Source organism: Variovorax trehalosi (assembly GCF_051216415.1).
In the GTDB taxonomy this organism is placed as follows: Bacteria; Pseudomonadota; Gammaproteobacteria; order Burkholderiales; family Burkholderiaceae_C; genus Variovorax.
The window spans coordinates 821,805-839,154 of sequence record NZ_JBPJZG010000001.1 but is presented as its reverse complement, the minus strand read 5'-3'; the positions used below and the strand labels follow the sequence as shown (position 1 = coordinate 839,154).

Genomic DNA, 17,350 nt, shown 5'->3' with positions numbered 1-17,350 from the left:
TCGTTTCGGGGGGCGGCTCAGGCCGCGAGATGCAGCGCCATCGCCGGATCGCTCACGCTCGGCTTGCCGGTTTCCACGCGGCCCGAGAAGCGGCGCTCGAAGTTGTCGGCGGTCACGGTGAAGTCGTACCAGTGGCCGCTGTTCTCCAGGTTCCAGTGCAAGAGACCGGTGGCGCCCGCGGCCACGTCGAGCGACCAGGGGCCGTCGGCGCGGTAGGCGTTGGCCTTGACCGACACCGTGCCGCTGCCCGTGCCGGTGTTGTGCACCTTCACGTAGACCTGGCCCGCGGCCGGGTCGTAGCAGACCTGCACTTCGGGCTTGAAGGCCGCGGCATCGGTGGCCAGCGCATCGCCCTTGAAGGTGCGCACATAGCCGTTGCTGCTGTACACCCACAGCTCGTACTTGCCGCTGTCGGTGGCGCCGGCGTTCCAATAGTCGGTGAGCTGCTTGCCGGCCTCGACCGTGTAGCGGCGTGGGATGCGGTCCAGGTGCAGCTTGTCGTAGACGTGGAACACCGCGCCCTGCTCGCCGGTGTTGCTGAAGATCAGCGACACGAGGCCGCGCGGCTCGATGCGCGCGCTGGTGTGCAGCTCGTAGGGCAGCGCGCGCGAGAAGCGCGTGCCGGTTTCCTGGTACAGCGGCTGCGGCGTGGCGGGTGCCTTGGTCACCGCACCCGTGTTGCCCAGAAGCTTCTGCGCCGCATTGACCGCGGGATAGTTGCTCGTGTCGGGCAGCTTGGGAACGACCGGGTCGTTCGGGCTCACGAAATCGAAGCAGGAGGTGAGGTCGCCGCAGACCGCGCGGTGCCACGGGCTGATGGCGTCGATCGTGATGCCGAAACGCTTCTCCAGGAAGCGGCCCATCGAGGTGTGGTCGAACACCTGCGAGTTGACCCAGCCACCCTTGCTCCACGGCGAGATCACGTACATCGGCACGCGCGAGCTCAGGCCCCAGGGGCGTGTCTTGCCGCTGGTGGTGTCGGCGGCGTTCAGGTAGCTGCCCACGGAGGCGTCGAAGTACTCGCCATCGAGCGGCACGGTGGACTTGCCCATCAGCTCGCCGCTGGCGTCGTACGAGGGCACCGCCGGCATCGCCAGGTGGTCGAAGAAACCGTCGTTCTCGTCGAAGGTGACGAACAGTGCCGTCTTGCTCCAGACCGCGGCGTTGGAGGTCAGCGCGCTCAGCACGTCCGAGATGAAGTCGGCCGCGCCGGCAACACCTTCGCTGCTGCCCGGGTGCTCGGCCAGTGCCTGCGTGGGCAGCACCCACGAGACCTGCGGCAGGGTGTCGTTCGTCACGTCCAGCTTGAGCTGGGCGAGGAAGTTGACGGCGCCGTCGGCCGCCGCGGGGCCGCCCGTGAGGCCGTGCTCATAGATCGGCGAACCGGGCTGCGCGGTGCGGAAGCTCTCGAAGGCCAGGCAGCCGTTCATGGCGCCCGTCCAGTTGTTGTTCATGTTCTGGTAGATGTGCCAGGTGATGCCGGCCTTCTGCAGCACATCCGGCAACGTGTCCCACTTGAAGGAGTTGTTGACGTACTTGTAGTTGTAGGCGCCCGCCGGGTCGGTCTGGCCCGTGCCGTCGGTCTTCTGCGCGCGGCCCGCGACCCAGCTGGAAGGGCTGGGCCAGCAGCGCGAGTTGACCGGCTCGGAATCGGTGTCCGTGCTGTTGATGCCTTTCTTCCGCAACTCCGGATTGAAGTTGGAGCCCGACCAGAACACGATGCGGTTCGGATCGGTGCCGGTGAGGATGGAGCAGTGGTAGCCGTCGCAGATCGTGAAGGCATCGGCCAGCGCGAACTGGAACGGGATGTCCTCGCGCAGGTAGTAGCCCATCGTTGCCTGATTCTTGAACTGGATCCAGCGGTCCATCTTTCCCTGGTTCCATGCGCCCTGCATGTCGGGGAAGTTGTGCGGCGTACCGGAGCCGATCAGCGCATTGGCGATCGTGGAATCGCGACGGAAGGGCTGGATCTCCGGGCCGCCGACAACGGTGTTGGGCTGGAAGAACACCGGCTTGCCGTTGGCCAGCGGAATCGGGAAGCGGTCGCCGAAGCCGCGCACGCCCTTCAGGGTGCCGAAGTAGTGGTCGAAGCTGCGGTTCTCCTGCATCAGGATCACGATGTGCTTGATGTCGTTGATGGTGCCGGTGTCGACGGCGGCCTCGATGGCGAGCGCCTTGCGGATCACGGGCGGCAGCATGGTCAGGGCGGAGGCGGCGCCGATGGCGCCCGCCGACTTGCGGAAGAAATCGCGACGGTTGGGGGTGTTCATGGGTGGTCTTTCAACGCGGGGAATGGGGGGCTGATCGGTTGGCGATGGGCGGTGTCAGGGCGCGCACTTGAGAGCGGGCTGCGGGGGCTGGTCGCCACCGGGCTGTTGCGGGCCGCTGCCGGCGGGCGGCGTCTGGCCCGGCGGGAGGATGGGCAGTCCACCGCTGCCGCCGCCACCACCACCGCCGCAGGCGGCGAGGCCAAGGCACAAGACGAGGCCCGCCGCAGCGAGGCCGTACCGGGAAGAAGCTGATTTCATGAGGTGTCCTTTGGAGTCGGTTGGGCGTGAGGAAGCAAAAAAGCGAAATCGAAGGCAAAGCCGGTCCCCTGCGGGCCCGCGAAGGGCTCGCACCGGAATCGAAAGAAAGTCGGGGGATGGGGTGGGCTAGCGCTCAGGCATAGCGGCTGCGCAGGCGGGCTGCGACCCTGTCGAGCACGAGGACCGTCAGGAAGATCGCGATGAGGATCGTTCCGACGTGCGCATAGTTGTACATGTCGTAGCGGCCCTTGAGCTCCTGGCCGATGCCGCCCGCGCCCACCAGGCCCACCACGGTGGCCATGCGCACATTGCGGTCGAGCACGTAGAGCGTGTAGGCAATGAACTGCGGCATCACCTGCGGCAGCACCGCGAAGCGCATCACCTTGAGCTTGTTCGCGCCGATGGCGCGCAGGGCCTCCTGCGGCTTGTCGTCGGCGGTCTCGATGTCTTCCGCGTAGAACTTGCCGAGAAAGCCCGCCGAGTGCAGCGCGAGGGCCAGCACGCCGGCGATGGGACCGAAGCCGTAGGCCAGCACCAGGAAGAGCGCGCTCACCAGTTCGGGCACCGCGCGGAACATGCCCACCACGCTGCGCGCCAGCGCGTAGACGGCGCGGTTGGGCGTGTAGTTCTTCGCGCTGCACCAGGCCAGCGGGGCGCTCAGCACGATGGCCAGCAGCGTGGCCCAGATGGCGATCTCGAAGGTCTCGAGCATCTTCACCGCCACATGCCAGAGGTAGCCGAAGGGCTCGACGAGCACCTCGCGCTGGTCGACCACCTCTTCCATCTGCAGCGTCTGCGGGTTGAGCTTGGGCTGGCGCGACTCCTCGGTCTCGACATGCGAGAACCAGGGCAGCTGATTGCGGTCGAAGCCCTCGATGCGTGCGACCTCGGTGCGCTCCGAGACCTGCGGCGGAAAGAGCGAACGCGCAATGGTGCCCAGGCCCGAGAGCACCTGCGACTGGTCGCGCAGCCCGACGGCGGCGAGCAAGCCTTCGCCGGTGAGCGAAAGCATGCGGCCCATCTCCACGCGCTGGCCGGCGAAGAAGCCGACGACGATGACGAGGAACAGCACGACGAGGCTGCGGGTGCCGAAGGGACGCGGCAGTTCCCAGGCGGATGCGGGGCGGCTCATCGTGCAAGCTCCAATGTGCCGTTGTGCAACGGCAGCACGGCTTCAGGTTCTGTCAGAGGGCCCTGCGGTTGCGCAATGGTCGCGGGTCGACCGTAGATCGCATCGAAGACCTTGGGGTCGAACGCTTCAGGCGCACCGTCGAACACCACCGCGCCATGGCGCAGCGCCACGATGCGGTCGGCGAACTCGCAGGCCAGCTCGATCTGGTGCAGGCTGCACAGCACCGTGGTGCCGCGCTCGCGCGCCTCGCGCCGCAGCAGCGAGAGCACGTCGTGGCTGGTCTGCGGATCGAGGCTCGCCACCGGCTCGTCGGCCAGCACCAGCGGCGGATCGAGCATGAAGGCGCGCGCAATGCCCACGCGCTGCTGCTGGCCGCCCGAGAGTTCGCTCACGCGGCGCAGCAGGTGCTGCTCCTGCAGCCCGACCGATTCGATCAGCGCGCAGGCCTTGCTGCGTTGCGCGTCGGTGAACAGGCCCAGCAGCGCGCGCCAGGTCGGCATGGCGGGCAATGCGCCGGCCAGCACGTTCTCGGCCACGGTGGAACGCAGCACGAGGTTGAACTGCTGGTGGATCATGCCGATGCGCGGCCGGATGCGTGCCAGCGCAGCGGCCACGATCGGCACGCCCTCGACCTGCACCGCGCCCCCGGTCGGCCGCACCAGCCCGTTGGCCATGCGCAGCAGCGTCGACTTGCCGGCGCCCGAGGAGCCCAGCACCACGCAGAACTGGCCGGCCGGCACCTGGAGCGAGACGCCGTCGAGCGCGCGCGTGCCGTCGGCATAGCGCATGGCGACCGAATCGAAGTTCAGCATGGCCGTGCTCAACGCTCCGCGGCCTTGGCGAGGATGCGGCCCTTGAGTTCGTCGGTCAAAAGGCCCAGCTTCTCGGCGGCGACGTTGAACTCGTCTTCCGAGAACCTGGTGTCGTAGCCGTCGATCTTGCCGCCGCCGTAGCCGCGGATCATGTCGGGCGTGATGCCGGGGGCCTTGTTCACCGTCTGGAAGGCGTCCTTCAGCTTGGCCTTCAGCGGCTCGGGCAGCTTGGAATTGAGTGCGAGCGGCGGGTACGGAATGGCGATGCTCTTGGCGATGACCTTCACGGTCTTCGGATCGACCGCGCCCTGCTTCACAGCCTTCTCGTACGAGTCGAACGACAGCGAGGCGACGTCGACCTGGTCCTGCACCAGCGCGGCCAGGCTGCTGGCGTGGCTGCCGGTCATGCGGATGGCCGAGAGGTCCTTGGCCGGGTCCATGCCCGCGTCCATCAGCATCGCGACCTGGAAGGTGAAGCTCGACGCCGAGTTGACGTCGCCGAAGGCCACGCGCTTGCCCTTCACGTCCTTGATGGCGGCGATGGGCGCATTGGCCTTGGCGAACATGCCGGCGTAGTACACCGAGGCGCCCTTCTCCACGCCCACGGCCAGCAGTTGCACGCAGCCGCGCTTGTGGGCCTGCACATACGACACGGGGCCGAAGAAGGCGATGTCGGCGAGCTGGTTGCACATGCCCTCGACCACCGCGCCGTACGACTGGCCGACCTTCAGGTCGAAGTTCAGGCCGGTGGTGCGGGTGATGGCGTTGAAGACGGGCGCGTAGTCGGCCTTGGTGCCCGACTCGGTGCCGCCGTCGGCGGGAATCAGCAGCACGCGCAGCGGGTGCTCGCGCGAGCCGTCGGCCACGGATTGCGCATGCGCCGGGAGACTGAGCGCTGCGGAGAGCGAGAGGGCTGCGGCCGCGACGGCCAGGAGCTTGTTCATGATCGGTTCCTTGGTTTCGGATCGGGGTGGCGAGCGGGTTCAGCGCTCGGATGCCGGTGAGCTTAGAAACCAAAGATGACAAGAAAATGAAATTAGCTCAATACAAAATCACAAATCAACTGAGCAATATTCAATACAATCCGCCGCCATGGCCGAGATACCGGTCGGCCGATACCGGAGATCCATGAGCACGAATTTCAAGACAGCAATGGCAACAGCGAACGGCGAATGGCTCACCCAGGCCCGCCACCTGCTCGTCGACCTCGACGGCACGCTGGTGCGCCAGCAGGAAGCGATCGACGGCGCGGCCGAGCTGCTCGCGCACTTTCACGACCGCTACGCCATCGTTTCCAACAACTCCACGCACACGGCCCAGGGCCTTGCACAACGCTTGCGCCGGCTGGGCCTGCGCGTGCCGCCCGGGCGCATCGTGCTGGCCGGCGAGCTGGCGGTGCGGCAGCTGGCACAGCAGCACCCCGGCGCGCGCGTGCTGCTGATCGGGAGCATCGCCCTGCAGCGCTTTGCGCGTGCCGAGGGCTGCGACCTGGTGCAGGCCGAAGCCGACTTCGTGCTGCTCGCGCTCGACATGCACTTCAGCCACACACGCCTGGCGGCCGCCGCGAACGAACTGCTGCGCGGCGCCAAGCTGATGGTGAGCAATGCCGACGCCACGCACCCCGGCCCGCAAGGCCGCGTGGTGCCCGAGACAGGTTCGCTGCTCGCAGCCGTGATCGCCGCGAGCGGCGTGCAGCCGTGGCGCGTGATCGGCAAGCCCGCGCCCCTGCTGTTCGAGGAAGGCCTGCGCCGCCTGGGCGCAGAGCCCGCAAGCACCGTGGTCATCGGCGACAACCCGCTCACCGATGCCGAAGGCGCCGCGCGGCTCGGCATGGCCTGCCTGCTGGTGGGGCAGGCGCCGGGGGCGGTCGCGCCCACCGTGGCCGGGCTGTTCCGGCCGTCGATGCCCGTGCGCGACGCGGCTGCTCAGTACCGCTTGAGCGAGAGCACGTCGAAGGTCTGGCGCAATGTGCGCACCGAGGTGTCGTAGTCCGAGAGCGCCAGGCAGGCGATCAGCACGTCGATGATTGCCAGCTGCGCGAGCCGGCTGGTCATCGCCTCGGTGCGAAAGCTGGTCTCGCGCGCCATGGTGAACAGCACCACGTCGGCAAAGGCCTGGATCGGCGACTTGCCGAAGTTGGTGATGCACACCGTCGAGGCGCCCGCCTCCTTGGCAAGCCGCGTGGCCGTGACCGTCTCGTGCGTGCTGCCCGAGTGCGAAATGGTGAGCACCGCCACCTTCGAATCGGTGAGCGAGGCGCTGATGGCCTGCACGTGCGAATCGACCACCACCTTGGCGTTCAGGCCGATGCGCAGCATGCGGTAGTGCGCGTCTTCGGCAATGGTGGCGGAGCTTCCGATGCCGTAGATCTCGATGCGCTCGGCCTTGCGGAACAGCTTGACCGCGCGCTCCATCGCCTTCGCGTCGAGCGTGGCCTGCGTGTCGTGCAGCGTCTGCACATTGCTCTGGAAGATCTTGCGGATCACCGCGTCGGCCTTGTCCTGCGGATCGAGGTCTTCGTGGATGAACTGCACCGGCCGCACGATCTCCTGTGCGAGCGCGATCTTGATCTGCTGGAAGCCGGTGGCGCCGAGGTTCTTGCACAGGCCCACGATGCTGCCTTCGCTGGAGCCGGTGCGCTCGGCCACCTCGCTCACCGACATGTGGACCACCTCGCGCGGGTTCTTCACGATGAAATCGGCGATGCGCTGGCCCACCGGGCCGAGCGACGACCACAGAGTCTCGATGCGCGCCAGCACTGCAGAAACCTGGCCGTCCGGCAACTGGGGCGGCGGCATGCCGGTGGCCTTGGGGCTGGCGGATCGGGAGGTGCTGTTGCGCTTCATGGGCCGCGAGCTTACCCGCCCACGATGGCGGTTTCATGCGCCCGCGCGGCCGGCGCGCACAGGTCCTGCGCGGGCGGCGCGCATACTGGGCCCACCTTTGCTGCTCCGAGGCCTCGCCCGCGAGGCCCCGCACCCCTTCCGATGCCGGGCTACCGAATCAAGCTGGAACGCATCGCCATCGCGGGTGCCGATGACCTGGTCATCCGGTCGCTGCTCGACCGCCAGCAATACACCGACCCGCTGGGCGCCGCTGCCGCGCAAGGTATCTCTTCGGCGGCGTGGCCGATGTTCGGGCTGCTCTGGCCCTCGGGCGCTCAACTGGCCGCGCGCATGGCCACGCACCCCGTGGTGACGGGCGCGCGCGTGCTGGAGATCGGCTGCGGCCTCGCACTCGCGAGCCTGGTCGGCCACCGCCGCGGCAACGACATGACCGCGAGCGACTGCCATCCGCTGACGGCGGGCTTTCTCCTGGAGAACATTCGGCTGAATGCGCTGCCGCCGATGAAATACCGGCGCGGCCACTGGGGCATGCGCGAGACCGGCGCCGAGGGCGACGTGCAGGGCGCGTACGACCTCATCATCGGCAGCGACCTGCTGTACGAGCGCGATGCCGGTGGCCTGCTGGCTGCCTTCATCGGACGCCACGCGAGCCCGGCCGCGCAGGTGTGGATCGTGGACCCCGACCGCGGCAACCGTCCCGCCTTCAACCGGCAGATGGCCGATGAAGGCTTCGGAATGTGCGAGGAGCGGCTCGATCAGCGCGCCGCGGTGGGCCGCGTGGCGTACCGGGGGCGGCTGCTGACCTATCGGCGCATCGACACCTGAGCACCTGGCGCCGGAGGCAGAATCCGATCGGTCCACAGGGGGCGCCATGAAGCAACAGAGAACCAGCAGATTCCACGGATGGCTGCGCCGCGGCGCGCTCGCCGCCACCGCCGCGTTTGCCGCACTCGCACTGGCCGGGTGCGCCACCCTGCCGGACGAGGGCGCGCGCAGCCACACCACCGCCCTGCCCGTCCAGGTTCCGGCCACACCGCTCGACCGCATCGCCACCGCCTCGATGGCCGGCGCCGAGCCGGGCGCGAGCGGTTTCCGACTGATGCTCGGCCTCGCGAGCATGGACACCCGGCTTGCCCTCTTGCGCGGCGCCCGCCGCTCGCTCGACCTGCAGTACTACCACCTGCACAACGACGCCACCGGCCGCCTGGTGCTGCGCGAATTGCGCGACGCATCCCGGCGCGGCGTGCGCGTGCGGTTGCTGGTGGACGACCTCTACACCGAGGAGGTGCAGGCGCTGCTCAACGGCGTGGGCGCCCATCCGAACATCGAGGTGCGCCTGTTCAATCCCTTCCCGACGCGCGGCGGGCAGGCCGCGCGCTTCGCGGCCGCGCTCTTTGACTTCGCCCGCGTGAATCGCCGCATGCACAACAAGCTCTTCGTGGCCGACGGCGTGCTCGCGGTGGCCGGCGGGCGCAACCTCGGCGACGAGTACTTCATGCGCGGCACCGACTCGAATTTCTTCGACTACGACGTGCTTGTCGCCGGCGCCGTGGTGCCGCAGATGTCAGACGTGTTCGACGCTTACTGGAACGCCCCCCAGGTGCGCACCGCCGCGTCGGTGCTGCGGCCCACGCAGGCCCCCGAATCATTGCGCAGCGCCTTCGACACCGCCGTGGACGGCGCCGACACGCCCGAGCCCGTGCCCTTTCGCAACGTGGACCCGCTGGGCCGCGTGACCATCGGCGACGAGCTGGCGGCCGGCCGCGTGAAGCTGGTGCCCGGCACGGCGCAGGCCTTTGCCGATTCACCCGCCAAGGCCTGGGGCGAGCCCGAACCCGCCCGCCTGCCCAGCGGCGCCCTGCTCGACAGCAGCCGCCGCCTGCTGAGCGAGGCCCTGGACGGCGCGCGCGAGGAGGTGCTGATCTCCTCGCCCTATCTCGTGCCCGGCCCCCTGGCGCTCGAAGGCATGGAGAGCAATGTCCGCCGGGGCGTGCGCATGAGCCTCATCACCAACTCGCTCGCCGCCACCGACGAGCCGGTGGTGCATACCGGCTACCGACGCTATCGCGACAACCTGCTGCGTGCGGGCGTCGAGATCTTCGAAATCCATCCCGACCCGAGCCGCACCCTGTTCACCGGCAACATCGGCGAGGGCACGCGCATCCGGCTGCACACCAAGGCCGCGGTGATCGACAACCGCCGGCTCTTCATCGGCTCGGTGAACATGGACCCGCGCTCCGCCGCGCTGAACACCGAGTTCGGCCTGCTCATCGACAGCCCCCCGCTTGCGAAGGAAGCGCACGATTTCCTGCAGCAACTGAAGGACCACGCGTCCTACCAGGTAAAGCTCAAGCCGGGCAGCTGGTTCGAGCTCGAATGGTGGCGGGTGGACGGCCCGCAACCCGTGAAGGTGTCCGACAGCGAGCCGGGGGCCGATCTGTCGATGCGGATGAAGCTCTACATCCAGTCGCTGTTGATTCCGGAGTCGCTGCTGTGAGGCCCGGGGCCTGAAACCCGGTCAGCGGCAGAAACGAAAAAACGGGCCCGAGGGCCCGTTCTTCATGGTGCCGATCAGAACGATCGGATCAGAAGGTGTGAATGAATTCGGCGTGCCCGAGCAGCCCGCCCAGGCGCGCCCGATCAAGGCGCAAAGCACAGCCATAGCTCGGGCTATGGCGAGCATTTGCAACGCCGAGCGGGTGGGTCTGGGCGGGATGAGCGGGCATGACGGATTCGTTCACACCTTCTCAGAGGCCGGCTTGGCGCGTGAACGACACGCTGGGCTTCTTGTAGGCAGCAGGCACTTCGTCGCGGTAGTAAGCGCGGCGGTCGAGGCTCGCGAACGGATCGTGGGCCTTGGCAACGGCTTCAGCCTGGATGGTCGCGCGGTTCGCGGTCGAGGTGAAAGGTTGCGCACCGGCGGTGGCACCGTCGCCGTATTCGTTGCCGGCGCGAGCGGCGGCAACAGCTTGCGGAGCGACTTCTGCACGCGACACCGACGAGTTCACGGTGTGCACGCCGTCATAGGTTTCTGCTTGCGCACCGGCGGCAGCCAGGAGCGAGAGAGCAGCAGCAGCGAGGATCTTCGAGGCATTCATTTCAATCTCCTTCAATCGGTTGGTTGGTGAGGAGAAGTTTGATCCTGAAGGCCTCCAAAAAACCGCGGCAAAAGGAATCGCGGCGTTCACGAGATTGAAACAATCGGGGTTTGCACCGAACCGCGGTGCACCCCGATTTGCTAACGCGGCACTAGTGCGAAATCATCCATGGGCGCGTCGATGGCGCCGACTTCGCACCGCTCGGCGCGGTCACCGTCGCGCTGCGGCGGGACGACCCCGAACAGCAGCCGCAACCTGCCGGATGCTTGAAGCGCGCGTAGTCGCGGGAGCTCCCGGGCTCATGCCGCGCACGTTCGTTGGTCTCCATCGCACTGCGCGTGCCGGAAGCCATCAGCGCAAGCCGCGGTGCGGCCGAAAGTACACGCGGCGAAGCGCATCCGCAGTCGGGGCATGCGGCCGGCTCGTCGCGCAGGCCCGAAGGCCGCAGCGCATCGAAACCGCCGCATTGCCCGCAGGCGTAGTCGTAGGTCGGCATGGCTCTTTTTCTTCTTCAGCGCAGGTCGTGCGACAACGGCATGTCGATGCTGCCGTCAATCATCTTCACCGGGCCCGAGGCGTTCGGGTTGATGTCGAAGTCGAAGATGCCCGTGGGCAGCCACAGCGTCGCGCATGAATTCGGCACGTCGACCACACCGCTGATGTGGCCTTGCACCGGTGCCGTGCCCAGGATCGAATAGGCCTGCGCGCCCGAGTAGCCGAATTTTTTCAGGTACTCGATGGCGTTGAGGCACGCCTGGCGATAGGCCACGTTCACGTCGAGGTAATGCTGCTTCCCGCTCTCGTCGACCGAGATGCCTTCGAAGATCAGGTAGTCGTTGTACTGCGGCGTGATCGGGCTGGGCTTGAAGATCGGGTTCTTGATGCCGTACTTGGCCATGCCGCCCTTGATGAGCGTGACCTTCATGTGCACCCAGCCCGCCATCTCGATGGCGCCGCAGAAGGTGATCTCGCCGTCGCCCTGGCTGAAGTGCAGGTCGCCTACGCTCAGGCCCGCGCCATCGACGTACACGGGGAAAAACACCTTGGAGCCGCGCGACAGGTCCTTGATGTCGCAGTTGCCGCCGTGCTCGCGCGGCGGCACGGTGCGCGCGCCCTCGGCTGCAGCCTTGGCGCGTGCTTCGCCGGTCATCTTGCCCATGTGGGCGGTGCCTGCGAAAGGCGGGTTGGCGAGACCGGGCACGCGGTCCGGGTCGGTGGCGAGGAGCTTGCCTTCGCGCTCGTTCCACATGTCGAGCATCGGCTTGTCGGGCAGACAGCCGATGAGGCCGGGATGGATCAGCCCCGCGAAGTTGACGCCCGGAATGTGGCGCGAACTCGTGAACATGCCCTTGAAGTCCCAGATCGATTTCTGTGCTTCGGGAAAGTGATCTGTGAGGAAGCCGCCGCCGTTCTTCTTCGAGAAGAAACCGTTGAAGCCCCAGAGGCTGTCCTGCTTCGCGCCGATGTCCAGCAGGTCGACCACCAGCAGGTCGCCGGGCTCCGCGCCCTTCACGCCCACCGGGCCCGAGAGGTAGTGCACCGTGCTCAGGTCGATGTCGCGCACGTCGTCGGCGCTGTCGTTGTTCTTGATGAAGCCGCCGGTCCAGTCGAAGGTCTCGAGGATGAAGTCGTCGCCCGGGTTGACCCAGCAGGCCATCGGGATGTCCGGATGCCAGCGGTTGTGGATGTTCTCGTTCTCCGTGGGGGACTTGGTCAGGTCGACCTTGATCAGCGTGTCCGTCATTTGCAGTGGCTCCTGGGGTTGTGGTTAGACAGAGAGATAGGCCTTGATGTGATCGACATCGGTCTTGTCGCGCGCCGTCTCGTGAACAAGGCGGCCGCCTTCGATGACGAACAGCCGGTCGGCCACGTCCATCGCGAAACTGAGCACCTGCTCGGACACGACGATGGTGATGCCGCGCAGCTTGCGGATTTCGTTGAGCGCCTTGGCGATGTCCTTGATGATCGAAGGCTGGATGCCCTCGGTGGGCTCGTCGAGCAGCAGCACCTTGGGGTCGGTGACGAGCGCGCGTGCAATCGCGAGCTGCTGTTGCTGGCCGCCCGAGAGGTTGCCGCCCTTGCGGCGCTTCATGTCCCACAGCACGGGGAAGAGCGCGTAGATCTCTTCGGGAATGCGCCTGGTCTTCGAGTTCTCCAGGCCCGTCTGGATGTTCTCTTCCACCGTCAGCGTCGGAAAGATCATCCGGCCCTGCGGCACATAGGCGATGCCCTTGGCCACACGACGAAAGCTCTCGTCGCGCGACACGTCCTGCCCCGCCACTTCGATGCGCCCGCTCTTGATCGGCAGCACCCCCATGAGGCTCTTGAACAACGTGGTCTTGCCCATGCCGTTGCGACCCATGATCGCGACGGTCTCGTTGGCATGGCCCACGAACGAGATGCCGTGCAGCGCCTCGCTCTGGCCGTAGGCGGTGTGCAGGTCGTCGACCTTCAGCATGATGTTGCTCATGGTTCAGTGCCCCAGGTAGACATCGATGACCTTCGGATCGGCCTGCACCTTCTCCATCGGCCCTTCGGCCAGGATCTTTCCCTGGTGCATCACGGTGACCTTGTGCGCGATCTGCTTGACGAAGGCCATGTCGTGCTCGATGACGATCACCGCGCGGTTCTGGCAGATGCGCTTGAGCAGGTCGGCGGTGAGTTCGCGTTCGCGCGCGCTCATGCCGGCGATGGGTTCGTCGAGCATCAGCAACTCGGGCTCCTGCATCAGCAGCATGCCGATCTCCAGCCACTGCTTCTGGCCGTGGCTCAGGAGGCCGGCCTCGGTGCGCAGCTTGTCGGCGAGGCCAATGTCTTCGGCCACCGCCTGCACCTTGGCCTTGACCTCGTCGTCGCACTTGAAGGCCAGCGCGCCGAACACCGAGCGCCCTTTCGGAAAGGACACCTCCAGGTTCTGGAACACGCTCAGGTTCTCGTAGATCGACGGCGTCTGGAACTTGCGGCCGATGCCCAGCCGCACCCGCTTGTGCTCAGCCATCTTCGTGAGCTCGGTGTTCTTGAACTTGATGCTGCCGGCGCTGGCCTTGGTCTTGCCGCAGATGAGGTCGAGCAGCGTGGTCTTGCCCGCACCGTTGGGGCCGATGATCACGCGCAGCTCGTTGCGGTCGATGTAGAGCGTCAGGTCGTCGATGGCCTTGAAGCCGTCGAAGGAGACGGTGAGGTCTTCCACGGCGAGCGCGAAGTCTGTGTTGCTCATGAAGGTGTTCCGGGTTCAGGCGCGTTGGCTGCCGACACCCTCGGGCAGGTGGGGTTCGGGTGATGCGGTCGACGGGGCCGGCGGCGTCATCGGCATGGCGGGCGGCGGCTGCACCGCGGCCTGGCGCAGCGCCTCGCGGCGGCCCTTCCACCAAGGCCGGATCTTTTCCTCCCAGAGGCCCGCGAGCCCCATCGGGAAAGCCATGGTCACGCCGATGAAAAGCCCGGCCATCAGGAAGAGCCACAGGTCCGGAAAGCTCTCCGAGAACAGCGTCTTGCCTGCATTCACGAGCAGCGCGCCGTACACCGCGCCCACCAGGCTCATGCGCCCGCCGACCGCACAGAAGATCACCATCTCGATGGAGGGCACGATGCCCACGAAACTCGGCGACATGAAGCCCACCTGCAGCGCGAACATCGCGCCGCCGATGCCCGAGAGCCCGGCAGCCAGGCAGAAGATGAAGACCTTGAAATTCGACACGTCGTAGCCCGAGAAACGCACGCGGTCTTCCTTGTCGCGCATCGCGAGCAGCAGCGTGCCGAGCTTGCTGGTCTGGATCCAGCGGCACAGCACGATGCTCGCGACCAGGAGGCCGACGCACACGTAGTAGAGGATGTACTTGGCGCTGTCGGTGCGCGTGTCCCAGCCCAGCATCGTCTTCAGGTCCGTCATGCCGTTGACGCCGCCCGTGTACCCCTGCTGGCCGATGATGAGCACGGTGCAGATCAGCGCCACCGCCTGCGTGATGATCGCGAAGTACACGCCGCCCACGCGGCGCTTGAACATCGCAAAGCTCACGAGCCAGGCCAGCGCCATCGGCGCGAGCACCACCAGCGCGAGGCTCAGCGGCAGGCTCTTGAACGGCAGCCACAGCGTGGGCAGCTCGGTGATCTGGTTCCAGTCCATGAAGTCCGGGATGCCGGGCGTCGACTGGATCTTGGTGGTGATCGGGTCGGAGGCTTCCAGCTTGAGAAACATCGCCATCGCATATCCGCCGATGCCGAAGAACACGCCCTGCCCCAGGCTCAGCACGCCGCCGTAGCCCCACACCATCACGAGCCCCACGGCGACGAACGCGTAGGTGAGGTACTTGCCCACGAGGTTCAGGCGGAAGATGTCGAGCGAGAGCGGCAGCACGACCGCCAGCAGCAGCACCAGCAGCAGGAGACTGCCCAGCTGGTAGCGCAGGATCGAGGCCTTGATGAAATTCATCGGAACGTTCTCCAGGAAGAAATCGGGTTCATCAGCGGCGGACCTTGACTGCGAAGAGGCCCTGCGGCCGCATCATCAAAATCAGCACGATCAAAGAGAGCGTCAGCACCTTGGCCATCGAGCCGGTCATGAAGAACTCGGAGATCGACTGCGTCTGCGCAATGCCGAAGGCCGAGACCACGGTGCCCAGCAAGCTCGCGGCGCCGCCGAAGGTGACGACCAGGAACGCATCGACGATGTAGAGCGAGCCCGAGGTCGGCCCGGTCGAGCCGATGGTGGTGAAGGCCGCGCCCGCCATGCCGGCAATGCCGCAGCCGATGGCGAAGGTCAGGCGGTCGGTCTTCTTGGTGTCGATGCCGGTGGCGTTGGCCATCGTGCGGTTGGCCACGGTGGCACGCACCCTGAGGCCCCAGCGGCTCCTGTGCAGCGCGATGAGCACGCCGCCCGTGACCAGCGTGGTGAGCGCGAGCACGAAGAGGCCGTTGATCGGGATGTCCAGGCCTTCATGCGGCGTCCAGGAACCCATGAGCCACTCGGGCAGCGTCGGGCTCACTTCCTTCGGGCCGATGAAGGTGCGAAAAATCTGCTGCAGCCCGAGGCTCACGCCCCAGGTAGCGAGCAGCGTGTCGAGCGGGCGCTTGTAGAGATGGCGAATGAGCCCCCACTCCACCAGCCAGCCGACGATGAAGGCGAACACGAACGCCAGGCCGATGGCGATCGGAAAGTAGTACGGCATGAACGCGGGCGCCATCCGCTCCGTCACCTGCGCGGCGAGGTAGATCGAATAAGCGCCGATGGTCATGAACTCGCCATGCGCCATGTTGATGACGCCCATCTGGCCAAAGATGATTGCCAGGCCCAGGCCCATGAGCAGCAGCACCGCGAAGAGGCTCAGCCCCGCGAAGCCCTGCATGAGGCCGATGTTCATCATGTCCGACAGAGTCATGGCAACGATTCCGGTGTTGGGTATTGGCTCCTTCCCCCTCTGGGGGAAGGTTGGGATGGGGGCAGGCGGCATTTGCAAGCGCAAGGCTTCATCAACGGCCGCTTGCCCCCACCCCTGCCCTCCCCCAGAGGGGGAGGGAGAAAGGCAAAGAATTACTGGTAGCCCTTGGGGAACGGATCGGGCTTGATCAATTCGGCCGACTCGGCGACGACCTTGAACGTGCCGTCCAACTGCCCCTGCCCGATGCGCGCCTTGCTCCACAGGTGGTGGTTCGCATCCAGCTTCACGTAGCCCTCGGGCGCCGTCTTCAGTTCGATGCCCGGCGAACCCGCCACCACCTTGTCCACGTCGAAACTGCCGGCCTTCTCCACAGCAGCCTTCCACAGCCACGGCCCGAGATAGCCCGCCTGCGTCACGTCCCCGATCACCGCGTCCTTGCCGTACTTCGCCTTGAACGCCGCCACGAACTTCTTGTTGTTCTCGTTGTCCAGCGACTGGAAGTACTTCATCGACGAATAGAAGCCCGCGAAGTTCTCGCCGCCCACGCCGGTCATTTCGTCTTCCGTCACGGCCAGCGTCAGCAGGAACTGCTTGTCGCCGGTGATCCCCGCGGCCTTCAGCTGCTTGTAGAAGGCCACGTTCGAGCCGCCCACCACCGCTGCGAAGATGCAGTCGGGCTTGGCGACCTTGATCTTGTTGATCAGCGAGTTGAAGTTGGTGTGGCCCAGCGGGTAGTACTCCTCGCCCTTGACCGAACCCTTCTGGAAGTTCTCGATGTGCTTGCGCGCGATCTTCATCGAGGTGCGCGGCCAGATGTAATCGGAGCCGACGAGGAAGAAGGTCTTGGCCTTCTTCTCCTTCGCGCCCCAGTCCAGGCCCCAGATGATCTGCTGCGTGGCCTCTTGCCCCGTGTAGATCACGTTCTTGCTCTGCTCCAGGCCTTCGTAGAAGGTCGGGTAGTACAGGAGGCCGTTCTCTTTTTCGAACACCGGCAGCACGGCCTTGCGCGAAGCGCTGGTCCAGCAGCCGAACACCGCGGCGCAGTGGTCGTTGACCAGCAGCTTCTTCGACTTCTCGGCGAAGGTGGGCCAGTCGGAGGCGCCGTCTTCCTTGATGACCTTGATCTTGCGGCCCAGCACACCGCCCATCGCGTTGATCTGGTCGATGGCCAGTTGCTCGGCCTGGATCGAGCCGGTCTCCGAGATGGCCATGGTGCCGGTGGACGAATGCAGCTGGCCCACCGTGACTTCGGTGTCGGTCACCGCGAGCTTGGTGGTGTTGACCTTGGCGGTGGGGAACTGCGACTGGCCGAAGCTCAGGCCGCTCAGGCCCATCACGGGCAAGGCGGCGGCGCCCTGCAGAAGGCGGCGGCGGCGCAAGGCCAGGGCATCGAGAGAAGGATCGGAATCACGCGACATCAGGAACTCCAGGCAGGTTGAGAAGCAGGTTGGGAAGGGTGAGCCGCGCACCATCACGGTGCATCGGACGGTGCCCCGAGCACCATGGCTGGTACTTTAGAAATCAGTTGGCCGCAGGCGAATACGTCATTCAACGTAGCG

Annotated in this window: 17 protein-coding genes; 3 read left to right on the top strand and 14 right to left on the bottom strand. The window is 66.4% G+C overall.

The window, feature by feature from the left end:
- Positions 1-17 precede the first annotated feature (17 nt).
- The 5 genes from ACSFA7_RS03925 to ACSFA7_RS03905 all read right to left on the bottom strand — a co-directional run bounded on the left by ACSFA7_RS03925 (position 18) and on the right by ACSFA7_RS03905 (position 5,416).
- On the bottom strand, positions 18-2,270 hold the full coding sequence (locus tag ACSFA7_RS03925) for a phosphocholine-specific phospholipase C (RefSeq protein ID WP_435498171.1): 2,253 nt from the start codon (positions 2,268-2,270) through the stop codon (positions 18-20).
- Positions 2,271-2,324: 54 nt separating this feature from the next.
- Entirely contained in the window at positions 2,325-2,528 is a 204-nt protein-coding gene (locus ACSFA7_RS03920) for a hypothetical protein (protein ID WP_435498170.1), read from the bottom strand.
- Between the two features lie 133 nt (positions 2,529-2,661).
- Positions 2,662-3,660: a phosphonate ABC transporter, permease protein PhnE gene (phnE, locus tag ACSFA7_RS03915; protein WP_435498169.1), complete on the bottom strand. Its 999-nt coding sequence runs from the start codon at positions 3,658-3,660 to the stop codon at positions 2,662-2,664.
- Positions 3,657-4,472, bottom strand: coding sequence for a phosphonate ABC transporter ATP-binding protein (gene phnC / locus ACSFA7_RS03910; protein ID WP_435498168.1), 816 nt, complete (start codon positions 4,470-4,472; stop codon positions 3,657-3,659). The genes phnE and phnC overlap by 4 nt, the downstream gene beginning before the upstream one ends.
- A gap of 8 nt (positions 4,473-4,480) precedes the next feature.
- Entirely contained in the window at positions 4,481-5,416 is a 936-nt protein-coding gene (locus ACSFA7_RS03905; protein WP_435498167.1) for a phosphate/phosphite/phosphonate ABC transporter substrate-binding protein, read from the bottom strand.
- A gap of 184 nt (positions 5,417-5,600) precedes the next feature.
- Between ACSFA7_RS03905 and ACSFA7_RS03900 the strand changes: the two genes are divergently transcribed.
- Entirely contained in the window at positions 5,601-6,461 is an 861-nt protein-coding gene (locus tag ACSFA7_RS03900; protein ID WP_435498166.1) for an HAD-IIA family hydrolase, read from the top strand.
- Here ACSFA7_RS03900 and ACSFA7_RS03895 read toward each other — a convergent pair.
- A complete protein-coding gene (locus ACSFA7_RS03895; protein WP_435498165.1) occupies positions 6,398-7,318 on the bottom strand; it encodes a MurR/RpiR family transcriptional regulator in 921 nt (306 codons plus the stop codon). The two genes, ACSFA7_RS03900 and ACSFA7_RS03895, sit on opposite strands and share 64 nt — an antisense overlap.
- 141 nt (positions 7,319-7,459) lie before the next feature.
- On the opposite strand from ACSFA7_RS03895, the gene ACSFA7_RS03890 reads away from it, so the two are divergent.
- Both ACSFA7_RS03890 and ACSFA7_RS03885 read left to right on the top strand, forming a co-directional pair.
- Positions 7,460-8,143 (top strand): class I SAM-dependent methyltransferase, encoded by a 684-nt coding sequence (locus tag ACSFA7_RS03890; protein WP_435498164.1) that lies wholly within the window; start codon positions 7,460-7,462, stop codon positions 8,141-8,143.
- A 46-nt stretch (positions 8,144-8,189) separates the two neighbouring features.
- Positions 8,190-9,815 (top strand): phospholipase D-like domain-containing protein, encoded by a 1,626-nt coding sequence (locus tag ACSFA7_RS03885; RefSeq protein WP_435498163.1) that lies wholly within the window; start codon positions 8,190-8,192, stop codon positions 9,813-9,815.
- A 250-nt stretch (positions 9,816-10,065) separates the two neighbouring features.
- Here the strand turns inward: ACSFA7_RS03885 and ACSFA7_RS03880 are convergent, their stop codons facing one another.
- The 8 genes from ACSFA7_RS03880 to urtA all read right to left on the bottom strand — a co-directional run bounded on the left by ACSFA7_RS03880 (position 10,066) and on the right by urtA (position 17,209).
- Positions 10,066-10,416 (bottom strand): alpha/beta hydrolase, encoded by a 351-nt coding sequence (locus tag ACSFA7_RS03880; protein WP_435498162.1) that lies wholly within the window; start codon positions 10,414-10,416, stop codon positions 10,066-10,068.
- Positions 10,417-10,567: 151 nt separating this feature from the next.
- A complete protein-coding gene (locus ACSFA7_RS03875) occupies positions 10,568-10,912 on the bottom strand; it encodes a zinc ribbon domain-containing protein (protein WP_435498161.1) in 345 nt (114 codons plus the stop codon).
- 15 nt (positions 10,913-10,927) lie between these two features.
- Positions 10,928-12,160 carry a formamidase gene (fmdA, locus tag ACSFA7_RS03870; RefSeq protein ID WP_435498160.1) on the bottom strand — a complete coding sequence of 411 codons (1,233 nt, stop codon included), beginning with the start codon at positions 12,158-12,160 and terminating at the stop codon, positions 10,928-10,930.
- Between the two features lie 24 nt (positions 12,161-12,184).
- Positions 12,185-12,874 (bottom strand): urea ABC transporter ATP-binding subunit UrtE, encoded by a 690-nt coding sequence (gene urtE, locus ACSFA7_RS03865; protein ID WP_257860511.1) that lies wholly within the window; start codon positions 12,872-12,874, stop codon positions 12,185-12,187.
- 15 nt (positions 12,875-12,889) lie between these two features.
- Positions 12,890-13,633 (bottom strand): urea ABC transporter ATP-binding protein UrtD, encoded by a 744-nt coding sequence (gene urtD, locus ACSFA7_RS03860; protein ID WP_435498159.1) that lies wholly within the window; start codon positions 13,631-13,633, stop codon positions 12,890-12,892.
- A gap of 15 nt (positions 13,634-13,648) precedes the next feature.
- Positions 13,649-14,845 (bottom strand): urea ABC transporter permease subunit UrtC, encoded by a 1,197-nt coding sequence (gene urtC / locus ACSFA7_RS03855; protein WP_435498158.1) that lies wholly within the window; start codon positions 14,843-14,845, stop codon positions 13,649-13,651.
- Positions 14,846-14,876: 31 nt separating this feature from the next.
- Positions 14,877-15,791: an urea ABC transporter permease subunit UrtB gene (gene urtB / locus ACSFA7_RS03850; protein WP_435498157.1), complete on the bottom strand. Its 915-nt coding sequence runs from the start codon at positions 15,789-15,791 to the stop codon at positions 14,877-14,879.
- A gap of 152 nt (positions 15,792-15,943) precedes the next feature.
- Positions 15,944-17,209 (bottom strand): urea ABC transporter substrate-binding protein, encoded by a 1,266-nt coding sequence (gene urtA / locus ACSFA7_RS03845; RefSeq protein ID WP_435498156.1) that lies wholly within the window; start codon positions 17,207-17,209, stop codon positions 15,944-15,946.
- Positions 17,210-17,350: the final 141 nt, after the last annotated feature.